The sequence below is a fragment of the Pseudomonas sp. TH21 genome, from assembly GCF_016651025.1.
GTDB classification, from domain to species: domain Bacteria; phylum Pseudomonadota; class Gammaproteobacteria; order Pseudomonadales; family Pseudomonadaceae; genus Aquipseudomonas; species Aquipseudomonas aylmerensis.
Genome location: NZ_JAEKEQ010000001.1, coordinates 6581434 through 6607948, shown reverse-complemented (window position 1 = coordinate 6607948; position 26515 = coordinate 6581434). Strand labels below are relative to the sequence as shown.

At 63.6% G+C, this 26515-nt stretch carries 20 protein-coding genes; 11 read left to right on the top strand and 9 right to left on the bottom strand.

The genetic code is table 11. The features are described from left to right. Nucleotides 1-41: 41 nt before the first annotated feature. Both JFU04_RS29445 and JFU04_RS29440 read left to right on the top strand, forming a co-directional pair. Entirely contained in the window at nt 42-623 is a 582-nt protein-coding gene (locus JFU04_RS29445; RefSeq protein WP_106805580.1) for a LemA family protein, read from the top strand. After that, nucleotides 620-1786, top strand: a complete 1167-nt coding sequence (locus JFU04_RS29440) for a hypothetical protein (protein ID WP_201146209.1) — start codon at nt 620-622, stop codon at nt 1784-1786. The genes JFU04_RS29445 and JFU04_RS29440 overlap by 4 nt, the downstream gene beginning before the upstream one ends. Here the strand turns inward: JFU04_RS29440 and pbpC are convergent, their stop codons facing one another. From pbpC to JFU04_RS29425, 3 genes are all read right to left on the bottom strand, one after another. Next, nucleotides 1787-4084: a penicillin-binding protein 1C gene (pbpC, locus tag JFU04_RS29435; RefSeq protein WP_201146208.1), complete on the bottom strand. Its 2298-nt coding sequence runs from the start codon at nt 4082-4084 to the stop codon at nt 1787-1789. Beyond that, the gene (locus JFU04_RS29430) at nt 4065-9869 is read right to left on the bottom strand and encodes an alpha-2-macroglobulin (RefSeq protein ID WP_201146207.1); all 5805 of its coding nucleotides are present in this window, start codon (nt 9867-9869) and stop codon (nt 4065-4067) included. The genes pbpC and JFU04_RS29430 overlap by 20 nt, the downstream gene beginning before the upstream one ends. Before the next feature lie 77 nt (nt 9870-9946). Further along, a complete protein-coding gene (locus JFU04_RS29425) occupies nt 9947-10576 on the bottom strand; it encodes a LysE family translocator (RefSeq protein WP_065902661.1) in 630 nt (209 codons plus the stop codon). Nucleotides 10577-10703: 127 nt separating this feature from the next. Between JFU04_RS29425 and JFU04_RS29420 the strand changes: the two genes are divergently transcribed. Continuing rightward, nucleotides 10704-11186 (top strand): Lrp/AsnC family transcriptional regulator, encoded by a 483-nt coding sequence (locus JFU04_RS29420; RefSeq protein ID WP_065902660.1) that lies wholly within the window; start codon nt 10704-10706, stop codon nt 11184-11186. Between the two features lie 95 nt (nt 11187-11281). Here the strand turns inward: JFU04_RS29420 and JFU04_RS29415 are convergent, their stop codons facing one another. The 6 genes from JFU04_RS29415 to JFU04_RS29390 are packed head-to-tail and all read right to left on the bottom strand — an operon-like array spanning nt 11282 to nt 16969. Further along, entirely contained in the window at nt 11282-12214 is a 933-nt protein-coding gene (locus JFU04_RS29415; RefSeq protein ID WP_065902659.1) for a phosphatidate cytidylyltransferase, read from the bottom strand. A 1-nt stretch (nt 12215) separates the two neighbouring features. Continuing rightward, nucleotides 12216-12836, bottom strand: a complete 621-nt coding sequence (locus tag JFU04_RS29410; protein ID WP_065902657.1) for a lysophospholipid acyltransferase family protein — start codon at nt 12834-12836, stop codon at nt 12216-12218. Between the two features lie 9 nt (nt 12837-12845). Further along, entirely contained in the window at nt 12846-13289 is a 444-nt protein-coding gene (locus tag JFU04_RS29405) for a hypothetical protein (protein WP_065902655.1), read from the bottom strand. Beyond that, entirely contained in the window at nt 13279-14577 is a 1299-nt protein-coding gene (locus tag JFU04_RS29400) for a phosphatase PAP2/dual specificity phosphatase family protein (RefSeq protein WP_201146205.1), read from the bottom strand. The genes JFU04_RS29405 and JFU04_RS29400 overlap by 11 nt, the downstream gene beginning before the upstream one ends. 2 nt (nt 14578-14579) lie before the next feature. After that, entirely contained in the window at nt 14580-16334 is a 1755-nt protein-coding gene (locus JFU04_RS29395) for a bifunctional alpha/beta hydrolase/class I SAM-dependent methyltransferase (protein ID WP_106805588.1), read from the bottom strand. An 11-nt stretch (nt 16335-16345) separates the two neighbouring features. After that, complete coding sequence (locus JFU04_RS29390; protein WP_106805589.1) at nt 16346-16969, bottom strand: CDP-alcohol phosphatidyltransferase family protein; 624 nt, start codon at nt 16967-16969, stop codon at nt 16346-16348. A 304-nt stretch (nt 16970-17273) separates the two neighbouring features. Between JFU04_RS29390 and hflK (JFU04_RS29385) the strand changes: the two genes are divergently transcribed. The 8 genes from hflK (JFU04_RS29385) to cfaB all read left to right on the top strand — a co-directional run bounded on the left by hflK (JFU04_RS29385) (nt 17274) and on the right by cfaB (nt 26441). Continuing rightward, entirely contained in the window at nt 17274-19199 is a 1926-nt protein-coding gene (gene hflK / locus JFU04_RS29385; protein ID WP_201146203.1) for a protease modulator HflK, read from the top strand. Between the two features lie 9 nt (nt 19200-19208). Further along, nucleotides 19209-20195, top strand: coding sequence for a protease modulator HflC (gene hflC / locus JFU04_RS29380; RefSeq protein WP_371920718.1), 987 nt, complete (start codon nt 19209-19211; stop codon nt 20193-20195). Further along, nucleotides 20192-21226 carry a protease modulator HflK gene (gene hflK / locus JFU04_RS29375; protein WP_201146201.1) on the top strand — a complete coding sequence of 345 codons (1035 nt, stop codon included), beginning with the start codon at nt 20192-20194 and terminating at the stop codon, nt 21224-21226. The genes hflC and hflK (JFU04_RS29375) overlap by 4 nt, the downstream gene beginning before the upstream one ends. Next, nucleotides 21223-23109, top strand: coding sequence for a heavy metal translocating P-type ATPase (locus JFU04_RS29370; protein WP_201146199.1), 1887 nt, complete (start codon nt 21223-21225; stop codon nt 23107-23109). Before hflK (JFU04_RS29375) ends, JFU04_RS29370 begins: the two co-directional genes overlap by 4 nt. Nucleotides 23110-23224: 115 nt before the next feature. Further along, a complete protein-coding gene (gene bufA2 / locus JFU04_RS29365) occupies nt 23225-23476 on the top strand; it encodes a BufA2 family periplasmic bufferin-type metallophore (protein WP_065902641.1) in 252 nt (83 codons plus the stop codon). Nucleotides 23477-23544: 68 nt separating this feature from the next. Continuing rightward, entirely contained in the window at nt 23545-24390 is an 846-nt protein-coding gene (gene bufB / locus JFU04_RS29360) for an MNIO family bufferin maturase (protein WP_106805593.1), read from the top strand. Further along, nucleotides 24381-25169 carry an HvfC/BufC N-terminal domain-containing protein gene (locus JFU04_RS29355; protein WP_120450590.1) on the top strand — a complete coding sequence of 263 codons (789 nt, stop codon included), beginning with the start codon at nt 24381-24383 and terminating at the stop codon, nt 25167-25169. The genes bufB and JFU04_RS29355 overlap by 10 nt, the downstream gene beginning before the upstream one ends. 87 nt (nt 25170-25256) lie before the next feature. Further along, nucleotides 25257-26441, top strand: coding sequence for a C17 cyclopropane fatty acid synthase CfaB (cfaB, locus tag JFU04_RS29350; protein ID WP_106805595.1), 1185 nt, complete (start codon nt 25257-25259; stop codon nt 26439-26441). The last annotated feature ends 74 nt before the right edge of the window (nt 26442-26515 follow it).

Genomic DNA, 26515 nt, shown 5'->3' with positions numbered 1-26515 from the left:
ATGCGACCCTGTGGATAACTCAGCCAGGGAACGCCTTCACCATGAATATCGAACTGCTAATCGCCGGCATTGTTGCGCTGATCATTGTCGTGGGCGTCGTGGGCTGGATGGTGGGGGTCTACAACGGGCTGGTGATGCGGCGTAACGATGTGGACAAGGCTTTCGCCAACATCGACGTATTGCTCAAGCAGCGGGCCGATCAGATCCCGGACCTGATGCGCGTGGTCCAGACCGCCATGAACCATGAGAACGCGCTGTTCACCCGCTTGAGCGACGCGCGTACGCAATACCTCAACGCCAGCAGCCTCAACGACAAGGTCGACGCCTCCAACCAGCTCAATGCTGCGCTGAAGTCGGTGATTGCGGTGGCGGAGAATTACCCCGCGCTGATCTCGGGACCCAACATGGTCGCGTTGCAGCAGGCGATCTCGGCGGTGGAGGAGCGGATTGCCGACCGGCGTGAATTCTTCAATGAGTCGGTCAACCTCTACAACATCGCCATCGCAGTGTTTCCCGACCTGTTCTTTGCGCGAATGCTCAGTTACCAGCGTATTCCGTTGCTGGCCATCAGTGCTGAAGAAACCCGCTACGAAGGCGTGAAGCTCGAAGTGCCGGGCACATGAAGACCACCCAGGCTGGCGCCATCAAGAAAAAGCAGGCATGGAAAACCCTGCTGGCGCTGCTGATACTCGCAGGCTTTATTGGCTTGATGGTCTATGCGCCGAACATCCTGATCGCGTTGTTTTTCCCGACGTTGATCCTGCTCGGCCTGTTGGCCAGCTTCGGCCCCAGTTTCTACAAGACGGAACAGCGGCTGGCCACCAGCCAGATCCGCTCGCTGGCGATGGGGTTGGTGGAACTGCGCGGCAAGGTGGTTGTGGATAAGCCGCTGGTGTCGCCGGTGTATGGCAAGCCTTGCGCGGGCTACGTGTTGATCATCGAAGACGGCAAGAAGGACGACGACGGGCACTGGAGCTGGAGCCGGGCTTCGGGCGAGGCGCGCTGTAATGACTTCAGCCTGCAGGACGCCAGCGGCGAAATCCGGGTGATTGCCGAGGGCATTGATCTGTTCGGCAACAAGTCGCCTGACGATTACCAGCCGATGGGCAGCTCCCGCCGCCAGGGTGAAATCCTGCTGAGCCAGGGCCTTGATGTGATGCTTATCGGCGACGCCTGCGAACGCGACGGCCTGCGCGTGATTGCCCAGGGCAAACAGCCCAAGGCGGTGTTCGGTGTAGCGCTGACTGAGGATGTGGAAAACCGTCGGGTCCTCGCGCCGCTGTGGCGCGCCGCTGGCTTCTACGCGGCCTGCGTGGGGCTGATCGGCGTGGGCATCATGGCCCTCACGCCCGAACACATTGCCCAACTGCATTTGCCGGGGCCGGACACTTATCAACAGATGGCCGAGCTTGGCCCTGTGTATAAATTGCTGGCCTGGTTATATCGCGAGGGCGGTTTCCAGATTCCGTTCATGGCGGCGTTTGGCTTCTTCCTGGCGATGATCGTGGTGCTGATGGCGACCCGCCTGGTGCTGCCCAAGGGCATCCGCATGGCCGTGGCCCGGGTGTTGGGTGCGTGGACCGGGCTGGGCATGGTGATTGGCGGCGTGGTCACCTTGCTGCTGTTCGTGGCCCAGGTGGATACGCTGAAGTTGTTTCTGGTGTGGATGCTGATCTTGGTCGGCACCCTGGTGTTCTCGATCTTCGAGCAGCGCAAGCTGGGCGCGGCGTACAACCATTTTGCCAAACGCGTGGGCAAAGCCAGTTTCGGCGACGAAGACGCCTGATCAGGGCACAAACTCCACTTTTAGCCCGCGACTCGCGCTGCGGCCCTGATCATCACTGACCCGCAGCCGGTATTCCCCCGACTTGCCCGGTCGCCAATTCAGCGTGGTTTGCGGCGGGCCCTGGCCGATCAGGGTCTGGTCGGCGAACCAGTACAGGGTCGCCGCATCGCTGGCGGCGTTGGCGTTCAGTGGGATGCTTTCCTGGGGCTGGGACAGGCGTAACTGGTAGCTCACCTGGGTCAGGGGCGAGCGAATCTGCGGCGCTTCGCTCTGATCGCTGAGGCGGTTGGGCTGGCAGTTTTTCATCACCGTGGGCGGCGTGCGGCGCGGCAGGCCGGCGGCGCGGTACAGGCGTTGTATGTCGCTGGGCCAGAACTCGAAGACTTCCTCGCGGGTGTACTGCGCCTCGAACGGCGGGCACGCGGCCTTGCCGGTGCGGGTGTCGATCAGCACCGGGCGGTGCAGGTTGGAGACGCGTATCGGTGAGACGCCGGGGATGTACCAGGTCTTGCGGGTTTGCGGGCACCAGCGGTTGGGCAGCTCGCCGGAGGCTGCGCACACGTCGATACGCACCAGCCCGGGGGGCGGCTTGTCAGGCTTGATCAGCACATTGGGCAAGGCCAGGGGCAGGGCGTCGGCGATACGGAAGAACAGTGGCGCGGCGGTTTTGGCGCCGATGAACGCCGGGTTCGGCCGCCCATCGAAGTTGCCCACCCATACCACCAGCACATACGGGCCGACCAAACCGGCACTCCAGGCATCGTGAAAGCCCCAGGAGGTGCCGGTTTTCCAGGCGGTGCGCCAATGGCGGCCGGGCAAGCCATCCGGACGCGGATTGCGGCGCAGCATGTCGCGTACCATAAACGCAGCCTGGGGGGTAAGCAGTTGCGCACCGGTGGTCTGCGGTTGCTCCTGCAGATAGCGCAATGGCCGTAGATGTCCATCGCCGGCGAGCATTACATACAGCCCCGCGAGTTCTTCCGGGGTCATCTCACCACCGCCGAGGGCCAAGGCCAGGCCGTAATGGCTTTCACCCCGCAGGCCCTTGATACCGGCCCGTTGCAACAAGCCATACAGCGAAGGTGACCTCACCTGGCTGGCCAGCCACACCGCCGGGATATTGCGACTACGGATCAAGGCATCCCGCGCCGTCAGCGGCCCGACAAAACTGCCGTCGAAATTTTCCGGCTGGAAGTAGCCAAAATTACTCGGCAGATCTTTGAGGATGCTCATCGGATGAATCACCCCCTGATCCAGCGCCAGCCCATACAGGAACGGCTTGAGGGTCGAGCCCGGCGAGCGCCGCGCCAGCACGCCGTTGACCTGGCCATGCAGGCTTGTGGATAAGTAATCCGCCGAGCCCACCAGGGCCTTGACGCTCTGGTCGCGGCTGTCGATCAGGATCGCGGTGGCGTTCTCCACCCCGGTGCTGCGGCGCTCGGCGATAAAGCCGGTGATCAAGCGTTCCAGCAATTGCTGAAGTGGCAGGTTAAGGGTGCTGTTCAGCTCATTACCGGTCTGGGATGCCAGCAGTTGCTCGCTCAGGTGCGGTGCCAGAAACGGGATCTGCTGGCGGTTGCGGGCTTCCAGGGGCAGGTCGAGCAGACTGGTGTTGCGCGCGTCTTGTGGATAAGTTTCGCGCCAGTCGGCCATCAGCCTCAGCCGCGCGTTTTGCAGCGACGGCCCAAAGCGCGCACGCCGCCCCGGTTGCTGGGGGATCACCGCCAACGCCAGGGCTTCGGACAGCGACAACTGCGCCGCCGACTTGCCGAAATAAATCCGGCTGGCCGCCTCGGCGCCTTCAATATTGCCGCCCATCGGTGCCAGGTTCAGGTAAGCCTCGAGGATGTCGTGCTTGCTGTAGCGCGCTTCCAGCCACAGGGCCAAGGCGATCTGCTGCAGTTTGCCCGGTACTTGCCGGGTGTTGAGATCCCACAGGCGCCGCGCCAGTTGCATGCTCAGGGTCGAGCCGCCCTGGCGCTGGCCACCGGTGTAGGTCGCCATGGCTGCGCGCAGCAACGCCGGAGGATTGACCCCCGGGTGCCAGTAGAAATTACGGTCTTCCTTGAGCAGCAGGGCCTCGACCAGTGATGGCGACATGCGCTCCAGCGGCAGCCATAAACGGTATTGGCCGTCCTGCGCGAGGGTCATGCGCAACAGCGAGCCGTCGTCGGCCAATACCACCCGTGATGAGGTCACGGCCTGCTCCAGCGGGGCATGGGGCCACAGCCGCAACCCCGCCAGCACCACCGCCGCTGCCAGCAGCGGCGTCAGGCGTTTAAGGCTTGGTAATTTCAAGCTGGCCTACTTTGCCGCGCCCTTGCAGGGTGGTTTCGTACATGCCTTCGGCGTAGGCCGGAGGTGTATTGAAGGTGCCTGCGTTGGTGGCGCGCACGCGGTAAACGAAAGTGCCTACGTCGCGCAGCGCAGTGCCGTACAACACCACCCGATCATCGCGGACATCCACATACTCCGGCTGCCAGTTACTCAGATCTGTTTCGCCGATCGGCGCCTGCCAGGTGTCGGCCTCTTCGTCGCTGGCTTCCACGTACTCGGATTCCTCTCCTTCACTTTCCTCGGCACTGGCGGCTTCCGGCTCCGGCGGCAAGTTATACACAGGCTCGACGCCACCCGGCAGCAAGTCGACCACGGCGACTTGCTGCACTTGGTCACGGTCGGTGGCGCGCAGGCGCAAGCGCACCAGGAACTCGTCGCCCACCGCCACTTTACTCACCGGCTCGCCCTTGAGGTCGAGGTATTCGTGGATGATCTCCAGGCCATTGGTGATTGGCTTGAGCTTGGCGCCCTTGTCGAAACCGGCCTCGCTGAGCATGTAGAACGCCGCCGGGCCGTCGGATTTTTCCATCACTAGCTTTTGCGTGGCACCCGGCACGGCAGCGCGTGGCGGCTGGCCAGCCATTTCCAGCAGCTGTTGCTGCTTGTCGCCCAGCCAGGCGGTGGCCTTGAGGGTCATGTCGCTTTGCGCGCGCTGGCCATAGTTGTCCAGAGCGCGCAGCAACAGGGCGGCCGACAGCGAGTTGTAACGTTGCTCGTTGAGGCGCTTACCGAGTTTATCCAGCAACGCCACCGGCACATCGTCCAGCAGTTCGGGGAAGTGCCGCGCCAGCAGGTGCAGATGCTCGGCGTCATGCACCAGCGGGTCGTAGTACAGGCCATCGCTTTCCCACTTATCCACAAGCGAACGCCATGGGATCTTGCGGAACAACGTATCGGCCTGGCGATCCTGCTTGAGCAGTTTGTAACTGGCGGCCAGGTAAGCGGCGCCGAGGTCGTTCTGCCAGGTGTCCTTGAAGTAGCTTTCGTAGCGTTCGCGGATATCGCTCAAGGCGCCGCTGACGAGAATCCCCTGACGGCTCAGCAGGTAACTGGCGTAGGCACGGTTGCGCAATTCCGACAGGCCTTCGCTCGGGCCGTTGGCCAGGTCTGTCAGATACGCATTCGAGCGCACTAGCAGGTCTTCGGGAACCGGCAGCCCACGTTCCCGGGCTTCGATCAGGAAGTCGGTGGCGTACAGGCTGGCATACGGCGCCACGTCCGGGTTGGCCGCCCACAAACCGAAGCCGCCGGCCTGGTTCTGGCGCTGGCGCAGCATGCGTACCGCGCTGCCGAAGGCCTGTTCGGCCTCTGGTGCATTGCCGCCCCAGATCAATGCCGGCATGGCCTTGGACACCAGTTGCTCGGTGCAGGCATAGCCGTAGTCATCCAGGTAATGCTTGAGGCCGTTGGCCCACACCAATGGCGAGGCCGCCACACCCAGTTGCACGTCGCGCAATTGACTGAACAGTTCGCGGGTGGGCTTGAGCTCTTTGCTGGCGCTGTCGAAGCGGCCCAGGCTCAGGGCCACGCGATGCTCGCTCAGTGGGCGGATCGAGGTGGTTTCGGCGACCTGGATACGTTTGCCATCCGGCAGCACCGCGACAAAACGCAGGTCCGCCGAACCGAGGGTGTCGCCGACCTTGATCTTGAACTCGGCGGTGCCTTCCTTGCGCGGTTGCAGGGACAAGGTGCTGCCATTGTCGCCCTGTACCACCAGGCCGGCGCTGGTCTGCACTTCAAACTTCACGTCCGCCGCCGCGTCGAGGTTACTGAACACCCCGGCACTGACGTTGAACACATCGCCCGGGGCCACGAAGGCCGGCACGTTCGGGGTGATCACAATCGGCCCGCGCACCTCGGTGTTGGCCTCGCTGACGCCGACGCTGTCGGCATCCACCGCCACCGCAAACAGGTGCAACTTGCCGTTGAAGCTGTCCGGCACCTGGTAATGCAGCACGGTTTCACCCGCTGGCAGGTCCACCAGGCCCGACCACCAGGCCACTGGCGGCTGGTGTTTGCGCTTGAACGGGTTGAGGTGGTTGGCCAGGGCGCCTTCGGTATCGCCACCCGGCGCTGCCCCACTGAGCAGGCGGCTGAATTCCGGCAGGATCAGGTCAAGGATCTGACTGGTGCCGACCTCCAGCGCCCGCTTCTGGAAGAAGAAGCCCAGCGGGTCCGGCGTCTGGTAGCGCGCCACTTGCAGGATGCCTTCGTCCACCGCGTACACCACCGCGCGGCCCGGACGGTCGGCGTTGACCTTGATGTCCAGGGTCTGCCCCGGTTCGATCTTCGCCGGGCCTTCGACCTTCAGTGCCATGCGCCGCGCATCCAGGTTGATGCTGAAGGGCACCACGCCGTAGGACAGCGGGCTCATATAGACCTCGGACGAACCGATGTCCCGCACGAACTGCACGTTGACGTAGGCATTGCCTTCAAGCCCTGCCGGAACGCGGATATGTTGCACGCTGTTGGTGCTGTCGGCCTTGAACCACTGCTGGGTGTAGACCTTGTCGCGCTCGATGGTGATCAAGCCGGCGCCGGTGTACGGCGCGCGGATGCTGATCGCGATCTCATCGCCGGTGGCGTAGCTGCGTTTATCCAGGCGCAATTGCAGCTCGGCGTTGCGTTCCAGCGAGCGCGAAGTGTTGCCACGGCCGGCCACGCTGTAGTCGATCTGGTTGAGCAGGTTGCCGTTGGCGTCTTTGAGTTGCAGGGTGAAATCACCCGGCGTGCCGGTGTTCAGCGTCTGCTTGGCACCTTCCTGGGTCATCACCAGCGGTGAGGCAGGTTGGCTGATGTTCTTGATGCGCGACTCGTATTTGTAGGTGCCGTTGGACTGTTTCACCAGCACCGACACGTAGCGGTGCTCGACCACTTCGCTGGTCAGGCCGTCCACTGCCAGTGGCGTGAGGTCCGGCGCGACGGCCAGCCATTGCACCTGGCGTGGGGCGTCCTTGGCGACGTACGACAGCGAATCCTGACTTTTCACACCCACCAGGTAGGGCGCGGATGACACCAGCACGGCACTTTGCGCGGCCACGTTGCGGCCGCCTTCAGCCTCGAACACCTGAGTCATCACCTGCAGGCGATAGGTGCTGTTGGCGAAGCGTTGCAGGTTGAGGTCGAGCACGGCCTGGCCGTTGTCGTCGACGGTGGTCTCGGCCAGGTCTTCGGTGCTGGCTTCCTCCAGGGCATCGTTGAGGCGGAAGCGGTAATCGGGGTAACGGTCGAAGGCCGCGAGCGTGGGGCTCAGGGACATTTTCGCGGTGACACGCCGACCGGATGCCGGGGCACCGAACAAGTGCATCGCAGTGACTTTGGCCACCACCTGGTCAGGTGGGATCCAGCCCTGCACCGGGGTGTCGTGCAGGCTCAGGCTGACCTTCATGCGGTCCGGCTCGAAGTCGCGGACTTTGAAGCTGACACTGCCCAGGTCGGTACGGGTCTGCTTCTCGCCGATCAACTGCAAGGTCGCGGTGTAGTCGCCGGCGGGGGCCACTTCGCTGCTGGGGAAATCAAAGGTTTCAAAACCGCTGGCGGACAGCTTCAGCGGCTGGCGAATCACTTCCAGGCCACGCGGGTCGGTGATTTGCAACTCCACCGGCAGGCCTTGCAGGACGCCTTTCCAGTTGCCGCTGCGCACGATCATGCCCAGGTGCGCGGTTTCGCCGGGCCGGTACAGCCCACGGTCGGTGAACAGGTAGGCGCTGAGACGATCAACCGCACCGTCTTCTTCCAGACCGCCGACGTCGAAACGCGATAAATCCAGTTGTTGGGACTGACGGGCAATCGGCAGGAACGACTGGTCATTGCCGCGAGTGACCACATACATCAGCGGCGTTTTCTCACGGCGCAGTTCATCCAGCTTGGCGAAATGCACGTGGCCTTCGGCGTCGGTATGGCCGCTGCTCACCGGCAAACCGTTGCGGCCAATGATGTCGACTTGCGCATCCGCCACCGGCGAACCGCTGCCGATGGACTGCACGTACACATCATGGCTGCCGTCGCTGGAGCGCTTGGCGATGATGCCAAGGTCGGTCACCACGATAAAACGCAGATCGCTGGTGCTGCTGCGCTCGTACTCGAATGTGCGCGTTGCGGGGTCATCCTGCGGGCTGAGCTTGAGTACGAAAATGCCGCGACGGCCGCCATTGGCGGTGAGGTAGTGACTGAGATCGACGTTGTCGTAGACAGTTTTCGCAGGGTCCGAGGACGACAGCGGAATATCCAGTGCCTGACGCTCGACCATACGGTCGAAGTATTCGTTGCCGAAGTTAGGCCGCGCAAAGCTGCCGCTGCTCTGGTCCACCAGGTGTTGCAATTGGTTGGGCAGCAGGCGGGCGATTTCCACATGCGCGCCGGGCACGCCGCGAGCCATGAAGCCCAGGCGTTTTTCGCCATTGAGGCTGAGCAGCGCGCCGTCGGACAGGAACTGCAAGGTGCGCGGATACGCGGGCATGCTGAGCAGCGACGCTGTCGGATTTTTCGCCAGGTAGCCACCGATGGCTTCGAGGTTGGCGGGCACGCGCACATACACGGCGCGACCGGCCGGGGCCTTGAATTTGAAGGCGTGCAGGGTGTTCAACGGTTCGACGCTGGGCACGTGAGTCAAGGTGATTTTGCTGCTGCGGGCGAGCAGGGCGTCGTCGATGTCGTTGCTGTTGTAGGGGCGCGTGTCGTCCTGGGCTTTTTCCGGCAACAGCCAGGCCTGCACCTTACCGGCGATGGTGTCATCGGCTACGGCGCTGGAGCTGCTGAACATCAGCACCGGCTCGGGCTCGCCGCGCGCGTTATCCACAAAGCTGACGTCGGCGCCGGTAAAGGTCAGGCGGTAGCGGCCGGGCACGGTGACTTCCGCCACCAGCGCTGCGGCGCTGGCGTTACCGCCGTCGCGCGCCTTGATGCCTTCGTCGAGCTTGGCGCTGACCGGCGTGCTTTCCAGCGGTGTGGCCAGGGCGGCGGAGCGTACGTAGGCGTTGAGTTTTTTCTCGTCGAAGGTGATTTCCGGGCGGTTGGGCAATTGGGCGTCGCGGTAGGCCAGGCCTTTGCCGAGGGTCACCGAGACACGCTTGCGCAGGCTGTCTTCATCAACAGGGTGGGAAAAGTGGAAGGTTGCCACCAGCTGTTTCAGCGTCGGGTTGGACGGGTCCTGGTACAGCTCGTTTTGCGTCAGGGTGGCGCGGAACGGTTGGGTGGAAAACTGGCTGCTGTATTGGCTGAGGAGCACGCCATCGGCCAGCAGGTTTTTCTTGGCCAGGTCGAGGGTGTAATGGGCGTCTACCGGCCAGTCCTTTTCCGGCACGAACAGCAAGGTGCGGTCATCGGACCAGCGCCAGGCACCGGCCACGGAGGGGTTCAGGGTGATGCCTTCGGTCACCGGCTTGCCAATGGCGGCCAGCGGTGCCACGGATTCGGCGAAGCGCACTTGCAGGTTATCCACAACCGGCGGCTGCTGGGTGTAGTCGGTCAGGTTGGGCTTGTGCAGCGAATACCCCACGGTGTGGGGCTGCGGCAGGTTGGAATACCAGTGCCAGCCGTAGAACCCCGCGGCCGCCAGCAACACCAGGCCCACTAGGCCGGCGCCGGCCTGACGCGGATAGGCACGCGCCTTGTGCCCCAGGTTCGCCACGCCACGGCCGATCGCACGGAGCCAGAGCGGCGGATGCCATTGGCCGAAAACGGCCCCCACCACAGTCAACAACACAGCGCTGATACGGCGGCTGATCGCTTTGAACGAATCGAACATGGTGAGCATCCCTGGCTAAGTGCGGCGTATCTTACACGCGTCTTTGATACAAAAGATGACGCCGATACGCCGTACCGCTAGGCGTGTTGCACAAAAGTGAGGCGCACCGCAAAACCGATCAGAAGACTGCCGAACAACCACTGCTGCATACGCTGCGCCGAGCGATTACGCGCCAGCCAATGGCCGATGCGCGCACCCGTCAGGGCATAACAACAGTCGAAGGCGAAACCTACGCTCACCAGCATCACCCCCAACCACGCAAACTGCATTGCCACCGGCCCAGCCTGCGGGTTGATGAATTGCGGCAGCAATACCGAGCAGAACAACAGCGCCTTGGGGTTGAGCAGGTTGGTGAGCAGGCCGCGTTGAAACGCCGTGCGCCAGGCATGCAGCGTTGGCGGCGTGTTCGCGTTGGCGAGGGACGGCAGCATATTCGCGCGCAAGCATTGAACCCCCAGCCATAGCAGATAGGCCGCGCCGCCCAGGCGCACCACATCGAATGTCCACGGCGCCACTTTGAACAAGGTCGCCAGGCCCATGCCTGCCAGCGCCACATGGCACGCCCGGGCAATCCCCAGCCCGATCGCCGTGGTCAGCGCGAGGGCCTTGCCCTGGCGTGCGCCGGTCTGCAGCAACAGGATCATGTCCGGCCCCGGCAACAGATACGCCACCGACAGGGCCATCAAAAACAACCAGAGTTCCGCCATGTTCCACCCCCGTATTTGGTCGACTGATTCTAGGGCGCGAGGGCGGGGCAGGTGCTTGCGCAATAAGCCAGAAAAGCGTCTAGTCTTGGCATTCTCTGCCACTGAATAAGCTAACAGCCATTCACTTATGCCAACTCTCAAACTCGATACGTTTGATCGCAAGATTCTCGAGGCCCTGCAACGCGACGGCCGCCTGAGCAACGTGCAACTGGCCGACGAAATCGGCCTGTCTGCCTCACCGTGTCTGCGGCGTGTGCGCCTGCTGGAAGAGGCTGGCGTGATTCGCGGCTACCAGGCCACGCTCGACCGCGATGAAGTGGGGCTGGGCATGATGGTATTTGTCGGGGTGAAAGTGGAACGGCATAACGACACCGAGGCCAACGCCTTTCGCGAGGCGGTCACTGCGCTGCCCGAGGTGATCTCGGCATTCCTGGTCTCGGGCGAGTCGGACTTTCTGCTGCAGGTGGTGGTGCCGGACTTGCGTGGCTATGAGCGGTTCGTCACCGGCAGCCTGTTGAAGCTGCCGGGCGTGAGGGATATCCGCAGCAACTTCGCGATCCAGACCGTGAAAACCCCGGGGGCGTTGCCGCTCGGGCATTTGCCAGGCTAATGATCCGTAGGCGTCGGAGTGCCAGCGATGAGGCCTGCGAATTTCACGCAGTGTTCAAGACCGTCATCGCCGGCAAGCCGGCTCCTTAGGATTTTTCAGGTCCACCAGTAGCGCACGAGGTGGAAGAAGATCGGCGCGGCAAAACACACCGAATCCAGCCGATCCAGCATGCCGCCGTGCCCTTCGATCATGTGCCCCCAGTCTTTCACGCCGCGGTCGCGCTTGATCGCCGACATCACGATGCCGCCGGCAAAGCCCAGCAGGTTGATCAGCAATGCGATCAAAAACGACTGCCACGGGTTGAACGGCGTGGTCCACCACAGCGCGGCGCCGATCAGCGAGGAGAGCAAAACCCCGCCGATAAACCCTTCAACGGTCTTGGACGGCGACAGGTTGGGCGCGATCTTGTGCTTGCCGAACAGCTTGCCGCACACGTACTGCAGCACGTCCGAGAGTTGCACCACGATCACCAGGTAGGCGATCAGCAAGAGGTTGCGGCCCTCATAGCCAGGGATGTCGAGGGTCAGCAGGGCCGGGACGAACGACACGCAGAACACCGCGATCATCAGGCCCCACTGCACCTTCGAGGCGCGCTCCAGGAAGTGCGTGGTGTCGCCGCCAAGGGAGGCGAGGATCGGCAGCAGCAGGAACACGTACACCGGGATGAAGATCGAGAACAGCCCGTACCAGTCCGAGTAGATCAACAGGTATTGCAGCGGCAGGGCCAGGTAGAACGCGGCCACCAGGGCCGGGTAGTCGCTGCGGCGGGTAGGCGTGAGGGTGAGGAATTCGCGCAGGGCGTAGAACGAGACCGCGTAGAACAGCAGGATCACCGCGCCGGTACCGAGCCAGAAGGCGATGCCGATCACGACCACCATCACCCACCAGGCGTTGATGCGCGCGTTGAGGTTCTCGATCACCGCATTCGGCGTGCCACGCGTGCGCAGTTTGAGGACCAGGCCGATCAGCGAGGCGAGTACCAGGATCGCGCCGATCCCGCCGAACAACATCAGGGTTTGGCTATCCATCTCAGGAATGCTCCGGGGCAAGGGCGAGCAGAGCATCGCGGGTACGGGCGAGGAACGCGGCTTTGTCTTCGCCTTCGGCCAATTGCAGCGGGGCGCCGAAGCTGGTGGTGCACAGCAGAGGCAGCGGCAGCACGCGTCCCTTGGGCATGACGCGGTTGAGGTTGGCGATCCACACCGGGATCAACTCGGCCTGTGGGTAACTTTTCGCCAGGTGATACAGGCCGCTTTTGAACGGCAACAGGCCGTCTTCCAGATTGCGTGTGCCTTCGGGGAAGATGATCAGCGAGTCTCCACCCTCCAGCGCATCGAGCATGGGCTGCAAGGGGTTATCCACAGGGTCCTTGCGCTCGCGGTCGATCAGCACGCCGTTGAACACGCGGTTGATGATGTAGCGGCGCACTGCGCTTTTGTTCCAGTAATCGCTGCCGGCTACCGGGCGCGTGAATTTGCGCAGGTTTTGCGGCAACGACGCCCACAACAGCACGAAATCGCCGTGGCTGCTGTGGTTGGCGAAGTAGATGCGCTGCACCGGCACCGGCGCGCAGCCCAGCCACAGGCTGCGGGCGCCGGTGACGGTGCGGGCCATGGAGGTAATCAGCGTGGCGACCACGGGTTCGAACATGGGGATTCCTTATCCGGCGAAGGGCAGCCAGGGGCTGGCGAGGATCACGGCGAGGGTCAGCAACGCTTGCGCGCCCAGCAGCCAGGCTTGTTTGCGCAGCAGTTTGAGGGCGCCGCGACGGCGCTCGGTCCAGGGGCGGCCCGCGCGCTTGGCCGATTGCAGGCCAAGGGTTTGCAGGGCCTGGTCGAGGTCTGCGGTGCGATCGGTGTCGCGGGCGAGCAGGGCGAAGAGGTCGGCATCAAAGGCCACGCGCAGTGCCCAGTACTTTTGCAGCAGCCCGAGGATAATCATCCACAGGCTGAGCAGCAGGCAGATGGTCGAAATACTCGCCATCAACAACTGGGCCAAGCCGAATAACACACCGACCACGGTCAGGCCTGTGGATAACTGATCCAGCGAACGACCACGGCGTAGCAGGCTGGCGACGACCTGCAGTTCCATATCAGCGGGCATGGGGCAAACCCTCCAGAGCTTTACGGTGAGCGGGGTGCAGGACTACACGGGTACGCGCTGCACGAATAATAGCCAGCGCGTCATCTACTGTGGCCGCACGGCCGCTGTGCAGCAGCCAGGCAGCGACGGCGGTGGCGCTGCGTGAGTAGCCGAGGGCGCAGCACACCAGCAGCGGCCCGCTGTGGCGCAGACGTTCGATGGCGTGTGCGGCTTGCAGGCATTGTTCGGGTGTCGGTGCGATCAGGTCCAGCACCGGCACATTCTGATAAGCGCGGCTCTGTGGATTAATCGGCAATTCGGCGCACAGGTCGACGATAGCCTTGAACGGCTCCTGCTCGCGGGCGCTGGGAATCCTGCCGAGCCAGACGTTATCCACAATGAGATCAGGCTGTGGATGTTTGCGCGTCCACAGACGTGAATTGACCCACGCGGCCGCGAGGTAAGGCGCGTACAGCCAGCGGGCGGCGGGTGTGAGCCGGCCATCGGCGCGTTTCTGGAAGCCTGCAGCACCGAGCACGAAGTAATTGGCCTTGATCAGACCCAATGAAACCGCTGGCCACAGCAGCCACAACCAACCGCCGCCCAGCCCAAAGGCCAGGATGACCAACACCAGGGCGCCGAGGCCGTAGCGCGCGCCCAACCGCCAGCGCTTGGGGTCTCGCGTCAGCCGCGTATTCAATAGCGGGCTGGGGTGCTCCAGCGGCCACAGCCACACGCACAGCCAGCCGGCGAGGGCGCCTGTGGGTAAGTCGATAAAGTGGTGTTGATAAGTGGTCAGCACTGAAATCCCGATCAACGCGAACCAGCCATGCACCACCCAGCGCCAGAAGCCCTGCGTATGGCGTTGGTACATGACCCACAGGATCACCAGCAGCGCGATGTGCAGCGAGGGCGCCTGGTTGAACGGCTTGTCGAACCCCGCCAGCACGGCGAACAGCCAGCCAAACACGCCGTCCAGTTCCGGGCGTTCGAAGGTGAAGCGCAGCGGCCAGATCAGGAAGCAACTCACCGCGATGACCTGCGCCGTCAACAGGCGCAGGGCATGTTGCTTGAGCTCGTGACGGCTATTGGGCAGCAACAGCGAGAAACCGTAGAGCAGGTCGATGGACCAGTAGGGCACGATGGTCCACGCCCAGAAGGGCATATGGGTTTCCCAGTCGAACACCAGCGTGCCGACATCGCTGCGCTGGCTGGTGACCCAGGTGGCGAAGCCATAGGTACTGAAAAACAGCGGCGCCAACAGCAGCAGCCATAGCACCGCTGGCTTTAACAGGCCGGGTTCGCGCATGTTCAGATCTTCTGTGCCAGGGACACGGTAAAGATGCCCCACTCGTCCACACGCTGGGTGATCTTGCGGAAACCGGCGGCTTCCACCAATTGGTCCATTTCCGCCTGGCTGCGGCGGCGCATCACCCAGGCCTGGCCCTGGCGATGGCTGGTCAGCGCACGGGCGATCAGTTCCAGCTGCGGGTGCCACGGCTGGCCGGTGTAGACCAGATAACCGCCAGGCTCCACGGCCTCGGCGAGACCCGCCAGTGAGCCGCCGACCATGCCGTTGTCGGCAAACAATTCATACAGCCCGGACACCACCGCCAGCGTCGGCTTGGGGTCCAGTGCGGCCAGGTCCAGTCGGTCGAATGCATCGCCTTTGACGAACTGCGCGATATCTCCCAGGCCCTTCTCGCGGATCAGCGCGCCACCGTCGCGCACGTTGATGTCGCTGTAGTCGCGCAGCAGGATCGACTCCGGCAGCGGCGACACACCCTGCAAGGCTTCCAGGATGTAGCGGCCGTGGCCGGCGGCGATGTCGACGATGCGCACTTCGCGCTGCTCATCGCGCAGCCGGATCATGGCCAGGCGCAGCAGTTCTTCGACATTCAACTTGCGCTGGCGAATGCCACGCCAACCGATGGAGTTGAGGTAATTGGTGTCGATCATCCGCCCCAGCCCGCCCTTGCCGGTGGGCTTGTTGCGGTACACGTAATCCAGGGTACTGCCGGAGTCGAAGCCGGTGTCGAAACCGAGTTTCACCCCGTCCGACAGGTTCTTGCCCAGGCCCATGCTGGCGCGGGTCAGGCGCCAGTACAGGTCGCGCAGGGAATTGCGCGGCAGCGGCGCGGCGAGGGCTTCGGACTCGGCGCAGGTGGCACCCAGTTTGTCGGCGTCCAGCAGGCAAGCGCGGTCCAGCGGCTGGGTGAAATTCTGCAGGATAAAGCGCCGGGCACTGCTCACGGCCACCGCGCGGTCGCGTTCACCAAGGGTGTCATGGAAGAACCCGGGAAGGATATGCAGCTCTTTTTTCAGGCTGCCAAGGCGGTCGAAAAACTGCTGCTGGGGTTTGCGGTGCACCACAAAGTCGGAGCCGGAGATCAGCAGTTGGGTCGGCACCTGGATTGCCTGGGCATCGGCTACGACGCGGTCGGCCGCTTCGTACAGGCCAAGCAGCACATTGACCGAGATGGCCTTGGTGATCAGCGGGTCGCTGTCGTAGGACGCCACGCGTTCAGGGTCATGGCTGAGGAACTTGGCCTTGACGTAACTGTTGACGAAAAAGTTGCCGCGAAACTTGCGCATCAGCGCCAGCCCTGGCCGTGCGAACGGCACGTACAGCTTGACTTTGAACGCCGGCGAGGCGAGTACCAGCGCGCGGATTTTCGGCGCGTAGTCATGCACCCAAGTGGCTGCGATCACCGCGCCGACGCTTTGCGCGACCACCGCGAAGTTTTCTTCCTCGATGCTGTAAGCCGCGCCGATATGCTCGCAGAAGGTCTGCACGTCGCGGGCGCTGGTGGCGAAGCTCGGGCTGTCGCCGCGCGCGCCCGGTGATTGGCCGTGGCCGCGGGCGTCCCAGGCGAAGAAGTCGAATTGCGGCAGGTCGAGTTCATCCACCAGGTGCGCGATGCGCCCCGAATGCTCATGACCGCGATGGAACAGCAGGATCGCCTTGCGCGGCTCATCGCCCGCAGGCGCAGTAGCCGGCCAGTGCCGATAGAAAAGCTCGACGCCATCATGGGTACTGAAGGTGTGCTCTTGCTGTTCGCGCATCGCAAAAATCCTTATGCAATCGGTGGAGTATCTGAGTGTTCCTTGAGGCCCTGGCGCACCCGGTTGACCAGGGTGTAGGCGAGCAGGGCGGCGACCAGCCACATCACGGTGTCGACCCAGCCCGCGCCGAGCCAACCCAGTGCAACACCGGTGGCCAACACGCCGAGGACGAAGGCCCGGTCACTCTTGCCCATCGGCCCGTCGTAGCGGCGCGACGCACCGACCATGGGCCCGAGCACGCCGGCGTATTCGCTGAATACCGCCAGCAGCGCCACCAGCAGCACCGGCGCCAGGCTCACACCGGGGATCAGCGCGAAAGGCAGGATCAGCGCGCTGTCGGCGATGACGTCGCACAGTTCATTGAGGTAGGCGCCCAGGCGCGACTGCTGGCCAAATTCACGCGCGAGCATGCCGTCGATGGCGTTCAGCGCCATGCGCAGGATCATCCACAACGGGATCAGCGCAAACAGCCACAGGTGTTGAGCGAAGCTGGCGATCAGAAGGCCGACCAACAGGGAAACCACGCCGGCCAGGACGGTGATCTGGTTGGCGGTGGTGCCGTTGTCGTAGAGGCGCTGCACGAGGGGGCGCAGCAGGTTTTGAAAACGCGGCTTGAGCTGATAGATCGAAATCATGGGGAGTGACGCTTCCTTGTCCGTGAGCCCGCGAAAAACTGGTTTGGAGTGTGCCGATTATTCATGGCCTGCACCAGTGATGGCGCGTGTTTATGGGGGTTTTGTCACGCTATCGAAGGCGTCGCCGAACAAATCAGCGAGCGGGCCGGCTCGCGAATGCGGTGGGTAAGGGTGAACAGCGATAACTGACACACCGCCATCGTGGGCAAGCCCACTCCCGCAGGGGTTTTACACGGGTTTCGAACAAAAATTTCACGCTGCGTGTTATATCGTAACGAATTGTGTACAACTGGGCGTTAAGTAGATGCAAGTGGATCTAGAGGCTGACGGCGCTTCGGTGGAAGGCCTGCCGCGTTTTCAGCAAGGGCTGTTCCATGCCCGTCGATTGCGCCAGGCCGGCATCAGCCTGACGGCCCTGGCCGTTGCCGGTTGGGTGCTGGCGCTGTTTGTCGCGCTGTTTGCGCCGCTGTCGATCTGGCCGGTGGTGTTGATCAACTGTGCGTCGGCGCTGCTGGTGCTGGTGGCCGGGTTGCAGTCGGCGTGGTGGGTCGCCGATTGGCGTGCCCAAGCGCTGGAAGAACCGGTGGCGGCGTTGACCGAACAGCCCGATGACCCCGTCACCTGGCATCGAAGCCTGGCCAACCGCCTGGGCAGTGGCCTGCTGGCCCAGATCGGTGCGCCGGTGTTGTGGCTGTGCGGTTGGGCGCTGCTGGCGCTGGTGAGTGTTATCGAGTTCTGGAACCTGGCGCTGCCCGCCGCGGCGGTGGGGCAGTCGGCCAGTGTCGGTGCCGCGCTCGGCTTGGCACTGGCGTTTGGTCTGCTGGTGTTCGAGCGGCGCCTGGCTCAGGAAACCGCCACGCAATGGCCGGAAGCCGCGCAATTGGCACAGTTGAACCGGGTGGCGATTGTGTGCCTGGTGGTCAGCGCGATCTGCCTGCTGTTTGCCGGCGCAGCGTCTGTCTGGCCGCTGCGCCTCGCCACACTGATCGGCCTGTTGCCCGCCCTGGTGGCGCTGGAGTTTCTGCTTCGGGCCGTGCTGTCGCTGTTCAGCCCGCGCCAACCGCGCCTTGAGCCGCGCTTGATGGCGCAGAGCTTTATTGCCGACCTGCTGCGCTGGCCGCCGCAACCGTTACTCGCCTTGCAGCATGAGCTGCACAACCGCTTCGGCATCGACCTGCGCCAGATCTGGGCGTTTACCTACATGCGCCGTGCATTCTTCCCGGTGCTGCTGGTGGTGCTGGCTGTCGGCTGGACACTGACCGGCGTGCATGAAGTGCCGCTGCAGGGGCGTGGGATTTATGAACGCTTTGGCAAGCCCGTCGAGGTGCTCGGGCCCGGCCTGCATGCCGGTCTACCCTGGCCGTTGGGCCGTGTCATCAACGTGGAAAATGGCGTGGTGCATGAGTTGGCCACCAGCGTCAGCGAAGCGGCTGCACCGGAATTGGCGCCTGCCGAGGGCCCGGCGCCGTTGATCGCCAATCGGTTGTGGGACGCCAGCCATGTGAATGACAAATCCCAGGTGATCGCCAGCAGCAGCGGCGACAAGCAGAGCTTCCAGATCGTCAATATGGATGTGCGGTTTGTCTACCGCATCGGCCTCACCGACCAGGCCGCGCTAGCCGCCACCTACCACAGCGCGGACGTGCCGACGCTGATTCGCAGCACCGCCAGCCGTATCCTGGTCCACGACTTTGCCTCGCGCACTCTCGACGAATTGCTCGGCGAGCAACGCACTCGCCTCGCTGACGAAATTGGCAGCGCGGTGCAGGCGGACCTGCAAAAACTCGACAGCGGCGTGGAAATCCTCGCCACGGTCGTGGAAGCCATCCACCCACCGGCCGGTGCCGCCAATGCCTACCACGGCGTGCAAGCCGCGCAGATTGGCGCCCAGGCCCTGATCTCCCGCGAGCGCGGTGCCGCCAGCGAACAAACCAACCAGGCCTTGCTGCAAGCCAGTACTGCGCGCGACCAGGCGCTGGCCAGCGCGCGTGAAGTGAAGGCCGGGGCCCAGGCGGCCGACCTGCGCTTTGCTGCCGAACAAAAGGCCTACGCCACGGCCGGCCAGGCCTTTGTGCTCGAGCAGTACCTCGGCCAACTCAGCCAGGGCCTGGCCCACGCCAAGCTGCTTATTCTGGATCACCGCCTGGGTGCCGATGGCGCGCCGACGATCGATCTGCGTTCTTTTACCTTACCGGCCGATCCTTCGGTGCCGCGTAAAGCCGTTCAATAAGGAGTCTGTCTGTTGAGCGCTCATTCTCACGATCATCATCATGGCCATCATCACCACGCTCATCATGGTGATGAACACGCGGCAGGCCCGTTCCCCTGGCGGCGCATGGCCTGGGCGGTGCTGCTGGTGCTGTTTGCCGTAGCGGCGGCGAGCCTGGTGCAGGTGCGTTCCGGTGAAGCCACGGTGATTACCCGCTTCGGCAACCCGTCGCGGGTATTGCTGGAGCCGGGCCTGGGCTGGCGCTGGCCGGCGCCGTTCGAAGCGGCGATCCCGGTGGACCTGCGCCTGCGCACCACGTCCAGTGGCTTGCAGGATGTAGGCACCCGCGACGGCCTGCGCATCATCGTGCAGGCCTATGTGGCGTGGCAGGTGCAGGGCGATGCCGACAATGTGCAGCGCTTCATGCGCGCGGTGCAGAACCAGCCGGATGAAGCAGCGCGGCAGATTCGCACCTTTGTCGGCTCGGCGCTGGAGACCACGGCCGCCAGTTTTGACTTGTCGAGCCTGATCAATACGGATGCCAGCCAGGTGCGCATTGCCGATTTCGAGGCTCAGTTGCGCCAGCAGATTGATCAACAATTGCTCACTACTTATGGCGTGCGCGTGGCCCAGGTCGGCATCGAGCGGCTGACGTTGCCGTCGGTCACCCTCACCGCGACGGTCGACCGCATGCGTGCCGAACGCGAAACCATCGCGACCGAACGCACCGCCGTGGGCAAGCGTGAAGCGGCGCAGATCCGTTCCGCCGCCGAGCGTGATGCGCGCATCGTGCAGGCCGATGCCACGGTGAAAGCGGCTGACATCGAAGCACAGTCGCGCGTCGAAGCAGCGCAGATCTATGGGCGTGCCTACGCCGGCAACCCGCAGCTGTACAACTTGCTGCGCTCGCTGGATACCTTGGGCACCGTCGTGACGCCGGGTACCAGGATCATCCTGCGCACCGACGCGGCGCCGTTCCGTGCATTGGTGGACGGGCCGAAGGACGTCCAGCCATGATCGAGCGTGGCAGCCCGGACAGCCCGTGGATCCAGGCTGGGCGCCTGACCTTTCTGGCGCTGTACGCGGTGACGGTTTTGGCGGCATTGGCCTGGGCGTTTTCCAATGTGCGGCAGATCGACCCGCAGAACCGAGCCGTGGTGTTGCACTTCGGCGCGCTGGATCGCATCCAGAATGCCGGCTTGTTGCTGGCCTGGCCGCAGCCGTTCGAGCAAGTGGTGCTGTTGCCGGCGGCGGATCGCGTGATCGAGCGGCGCGTGGAGAACCTGCTGCGTTCCGACGCTGCGATCCAGGCCGACCGCGTGGCCAGTTTCGCCACCCCGTTGAGCGACGCACTGGCCGGCTCCGGCTACCTGCTGACCGGCGATGCCGGCGTGGTGCAGCTGGATGTGCGGGTGTTCTACAAAGTCACCGAGCCCTATGCGTTTGTGTTGCAGGGCGAGCATGTGCTGCCGGCGCTGGACCGCCTGGTGACCCGCAGCGCGGTGGCCCTGACCGCCGCGCGTGACTTGGACACGATCCTGGTGGCGCGCCCGGAACTGATCGGCACTGACAACGGCGCCGCGCAACGGCGCGAAAGGCTGCGTGGAGACCTGGTGCAAGGCATCAACAAGCGCCTCGCGGAGTTGACGTCCACTGGCCTGGGATTGGGCATCCAGGTCACCCGCGTCGACGTGCAATCAAGCCTGCCGGGCCCGGCGGTAAATGCTTTCAACGCCGTGCTCACCGCCAGCCAGCAGGCCGACAAAGCCGTGGCCAATGCGCGTACCGACGCGGAAAAACTCACCCAGACCGCCAATCAAGAGGCCGACCGCCTGGTGCCGGTTGCCCATGCCCAGGCCAGCGAACGCCTGGCCAATGCGCAGGCGCAGACTGCTACCGTCGCGAGCCTGGCCCAGGTGAAAGACCCCGGCTTGCTGCTGCGTTTGTACCGCGAGCGGCTGCCGAAGATTCTCGGCCAGGCCGGCGCTGTGACCACCGTCGATCCTAAAGACGACTCCCGCTTGATCATCCAGGGAGCCGAACAATGAGTGCACCCATGTTGACCTCCGCCGAGCAGCGCAGCGCCGCCCGGCAATTGACCCTAGCGATGCTCGCCCTGGGTTTGCTGGTGCTGGGCCTGGTCTGGCGCTGGCTGGCGCCGGACCAGAGTGGCGTCAGTCAATTGCTGCTCGGCGCGGCGTCCTTGCTGGTCGCTGTGCCGGTAATGCGTTCGGCCTGGTACAGCCTGCGCTTCCCCAGCCTGCATGGCATCACCGACCAGTTGATCGCCCTCGCGATGATGGGGGCGTGGGCCACCGGTGACCTGCTGACCGCCGCACTGCTGCCGATCATCATGATTTTCGGGCATGTGCTGGAGGAGCGCAGTGTCATCGGCTCCCAGGAGGCGATCCACGCCCTGGGTAAACTGACGCGCAGCCATGCCCGTCGGGTGCACGCCGATGGCAGCATCCATGAGGTGGATAACGGCACGCTGAACCCCGGCGATATCGTTGAAGTGCGCGCCGGTGACCGCGTGCCGGCCGATGGCGTAGTGCTGTCGGGCCAGGCCAGCCTGGACACGGCGCCGATCACTGGTGAGTCGGTGCCGCTGGAGGCCCATGTCGGCGTCCAAGTGTTTGGTGGCGCGATCAACCTCGACGGCCTGTTGCGTTTGCAAGTGACCCGCACCGGCAATGAGTCGACGCTGGGCAAGGTGATTGCGCTGATGCAGAACGCCGAGCGTTCCAAGCCACCGATCACGCGGCTGCTGGAGCGTTACGCCGGCAGCTACATGGTGCTGGTGCTGTTGCTGGCGGCGGTGACCTGGTTTGTGACCAATGACGCCCAGGCGATGTTGGCTGTGCTGGTGGCGGCGTGCCCGTGTGCGTTGGTGTTGTCGGCCCCGGCCACGGCGATTGCCGGAATTGCCGTGGCGGCACGGCATGGGATTCTGATTCGCAGCTCGGCCTTCCTCGAAGAGTTGGCGGACCTGACCTCGCTGGTGGTCGACAAGACCGGCACCCTGACCTTTGGCACCTTGCGCTTGCAGTCCATCGAGAGCGCATCGACGGATCGCCAGGCGCTGCTCAACCTGGCGGCCAGCCTCGGCTCGGCCAGCAGCCACCAGGTCAGCCGCGCGTTGGCGGGGCTGGCGACGCCGGAGCAACGGCTGGCGCTCAGCGATATCCGCGAGCGCCAGGGCCTGGGCGTGGTGGCACAGACCGAACAGGGCGAGGCGGCGCTGGGGCGTCCGGAGTTGTTCGAGCAATTGGGTATCGTCGCGACGCCTGTTCCTGACCACGACGGCCCGATTGCCGGGCTGGCGCTGAAGGGGCAATTCGTCGCCTGGCTGTTGCTCGCCGACAGCGTCAAGCCCGAAGCCCGCCAGGCGCTGCAGGAACTGCGCGACCTCGGCCTGGGCCGCCAACTGCTGCTGACCGGCGACCGCCAAAGTGTGGCCGACAGCCTGGCGCTGGACGTGGGCATCAGTGATGTCGAAGCCCAGGCCCTGCCGGAAGACAAGCTCAACCGCGTGCTCGGCGAGATCGACAGCGGCTTTCGACCCATGGTGGTGGGCGACGGCATCAACGATTCCCTGGCGCTCAAGGCCGGTGTGGTCGGCGTGGCAATGGGCGCGGGCGGCGCGGATATCGCGCTGGCCTCGGCGGATGTGGTGTTGATCGGCAGCGACCTGCGCCGGCTGGGCACCTGCGTGCGCTTGAGTCGCCAGTGCCGGCACACGTTGCAGGTCAACGTGATCATCGGCCTGGGCTGGACGCTGGCCATCGTGGTGTTTGCCGCCTTCGGCTGGCTGGGCGCCGCCGGGGCCATGATTGCGGCGGTGCTGCACAACCTCAGCACCTTGCTGGTACTGGGCAATGCCGGGCGTTTGCTGCGGTTTCAGGAGCCGCTGCTGAAGCTTGAGGAATAATTTCCGAATTATTTTCGTAGCGCTGTAACGCCGGCAGGGGGCCTCACTCTAGTGGTGTGTCGAGACTGAACAATCCGTTCAGACCGACTCCACTACCGATCATGAGGACTACAAAATGAACATTAAATCCGCTGCTGCCGGTGCCGCTCTCGCCATGGCCGCCGCTACGATGTTTGCCGGTGTTGCTACCCAGGTCCAAGCCGCAGACGCCTCGGTTCATTGTTATGGCGTCAACGCCTGCAAAGGCCAGAACGACTGCAAAACCAAGGACCATGCGTGCAAAGGCCAGGGTTCTTGCAAAGGCCAGGGCTTCCTCTCCATGAGCAAGGCCATGTGCGACCAGAAAGGCGGCACCGTCGGCGAGTAACCGGCAACCGAGTGCAACCGCAGCGGCTGCCTCCCACCGCTGCGGACACTTTTACCTTGGAGTGTCCTATGCCCACTTCTCTTGCGAGCCTCGGTTACGGCCTGGGCTTACGCAGCGAGTACTACCAGCAGATCCTCGAACAATCGCCGCCGGTGGATTGGTTCGAAGTGATCTCCGAAAATTACCTGGTACAGGGCGGCAAAGCCCTGTACTACCTGGACGCAATCGCCGAGCGTTATCCGCTGGTGATGCACGGCGTGTCCCTGTCCATCGGCGGGCCGCATGCCCTTGATACCGATTACCTGAAGCAGCTCCACGCCCTCGCCGAACGCATCCAGCCGGCGTGGATTTCCGACCATCTGTGCTGGAGCCGCGGCAGCGCGCACCAGTTGCACGACCTGCTGCCGTTGCCCTACACCGAAGAAAGCCTTTACCACGTGGCCGCCCGCGTGCGGCAGGTGCAGGATGTTCTGCAGCGCCCGCTGGTGCTGGAAAACGTCTCCAGCTATGTGCGCTCGAAGGCCGATGAATTTACCGAGTGGGAATTCCTCAATGCGCTGACGCACTTGTCGGGGTGCCAATTGCTGCTGGACGTCAATAACGTCTACGTCAGCTCGCGCAACCACGGGTTCGACGCCTGGACCTTCATCCGCAACCTGCCGCCTGCGAGCATTCGCCAACTGCACCTGGCGGGGCATATGGACTACGGCGATTATGTCGTCGATACCCATGACCAACCGGTATGTGATCCGGTGTGGGCGCTGTACCAGCAGACGTTGGAGCACCTGGGGCCGGTCTCGACGCTGTTGGAGCGCGATGATCATTTCCCGCCGTTCGACGTGTTGCTCACCGAGTTGGACAAGGCTCGCGCGTTGGGTGCTAGCGCCCTGGCCCGGAGATCGTTATGCGCCTGACTGATTGGCAGCTGGCGTTTGAACAGCATGTGTTATCTGAAGCCCCGCTGGCCAACAGCAGCTTTGCCGCCACTTTGCTGGGTGGGCCGACGCTGGACGTGGACACGGGCCTGGCGATTTATCACAACGCCTACCTGTCACGACTGCAGGACGTGTTGCGGCATGACTTCGGCGCCATCCGATATTGGCTTGGGGACGATGAGTTCGCCGCGCTGACCGAGGCCTACGTGCGGCGTTATCCGTCGGCCCATTACAGTTTGCGTTGGCTGGGCGAGCGGTTCCCGGGGTTTATCCTCGAACACCTGGTGGCCGAACAGAGTGCGCCGCTGGCCGAGCTGGCGCGCTTGGAATGGGCCTTCACCCTCGCATTCGATGCGCCATCAGGGCAGCCGCTGACCCTGGACGACATGGCATCGTTGCCGCCTGAAGCCTGGCCGGCGCTGCAGGTCAGTCTGGCGCCCTCGGTGCAGCAGTTGCTCTGCCACTTCAATACGCTGGCGCTCTGGCGGGCCAGCAAGGAGGAGTCCGCCTTCCCGCCCAGCCAGGCGTTGGCATTGGCGCACATCTGCCTGGTGTGGCGTCATCAGAATGTGTGCCATTACCGCAGCCTGGAGCCGGCAGAAGCCTGCGCGCTGGCCGGTATGGTGACCACCGGCTGGAATTTTTCAGAACTGTGCGAGCAGCTGCAGGTCACTTATGCAGAGGGAGCCCCATTGCAAGCGGTCACGTGGCTTAAACAGTGGATCCAGGACGGTTTGCTCGAGCGCCGAGCCCCATAGAAGAACGCTATCAAATCGATAGCCTCCTACTTTGTCTTCGGATGGTCTACCCTCACACCAGACGTCTGAAACAAGGGGGGACTACTCATGCTCGCGCAACTTCCACCGGCCTTACAGAATCTTCAGCTACCGCTGCGTCTTCGACTCTGGGATGGCCATGAATTCAACCTGGGCCCCGATCCCAGTGTGACCATCGTGGTGAAGGACCCCACGGTCGTCTCCAAGCTCACCCATCCCACGCTCGATTCATTGGGCGCAGCCTTTGTCGAGGGCAAACTGGAGCTGGAAGGCTCCATCAGCGAAGTGATCCGGGTGTGTGATGAATTGAGTCACGCCCTGATCGATGACGACGAGGGGAGTCGTCCGGTGCGCTCGATCCACGACAAGGCCACTGACGCAGCGGCGATTTCCTACCACTACGACCTGTCCAACGAGTTCTACCAGCTGTGGCTGGACCAGGACATGGCGTATTCCTGCGGTTATTTCGAAACCGGCAGCGAGTCCATCGACCAGGCCCAACAAGACAAATTTCGCCATCTGTGCCGCAAGCTGCGCCTGCAGCCGGGCGAGTATCTGCTCGACGTCGGCTGCGGTTGGGGCGGGTTGGCGCGGTATGCCGCGCGGGAGTTCGGCGTCAAAGTATTTGGCATTACCCTGAGCAAGGAGCAGTTGGCGCTGGCCCGGGAACGGGTCAAGGCCGAGGGGCTGGAAGACCAGGTCGACCTGCAACTCCTGGATTACCGCGACCTGCCCCAGGACGGCCGTTTCGACAAAGTGGTCAGCGTGGGGATGTTTGAACACGTCGGCCATGCCAACCTGGCGGAATACTGCAAGACCCTGTACGGCGCGGTACGCGAAGGCGGCCTGGTGATGAACCACGGCATTACCGCCAAGCACACCGACGGTCGACCTGTGGGCCGTGGCGCCGGTGATTTTATCGAACGTTACGTCTTCCCCAACGGCGAGCTGCCGCACCTGGCGATGATGACCGCCGAAATCAGTGAGGTCGGGCTGGAAGTGGTCGATGTCGAAAGCCTGCGCCTGCATTACGCGCGCACCCTGGACCACTGGAGCGAGCGGTTGGAAGACAACCTGGAAGCGGCGGCGAAGATGGTGCCGGACCAGGCGCTGCGTATCTGGCGGCTGTACCTGGCCGGTTGCGCCTATGCGTTTGCACGCGGCTGGATCAACCTGCACCAGATCCTCGCGGTCAAGCCGCACGCCGATGGCAGCCATGAACTGCCGTGGACGCGGGAAGATATCTACCGCTGAAACACAATCATGACAGCTGCGGTGATCTAGATGTGGGAGCGGGCTTGCTCGCGAAAGCGCTTTATCAGTGACTC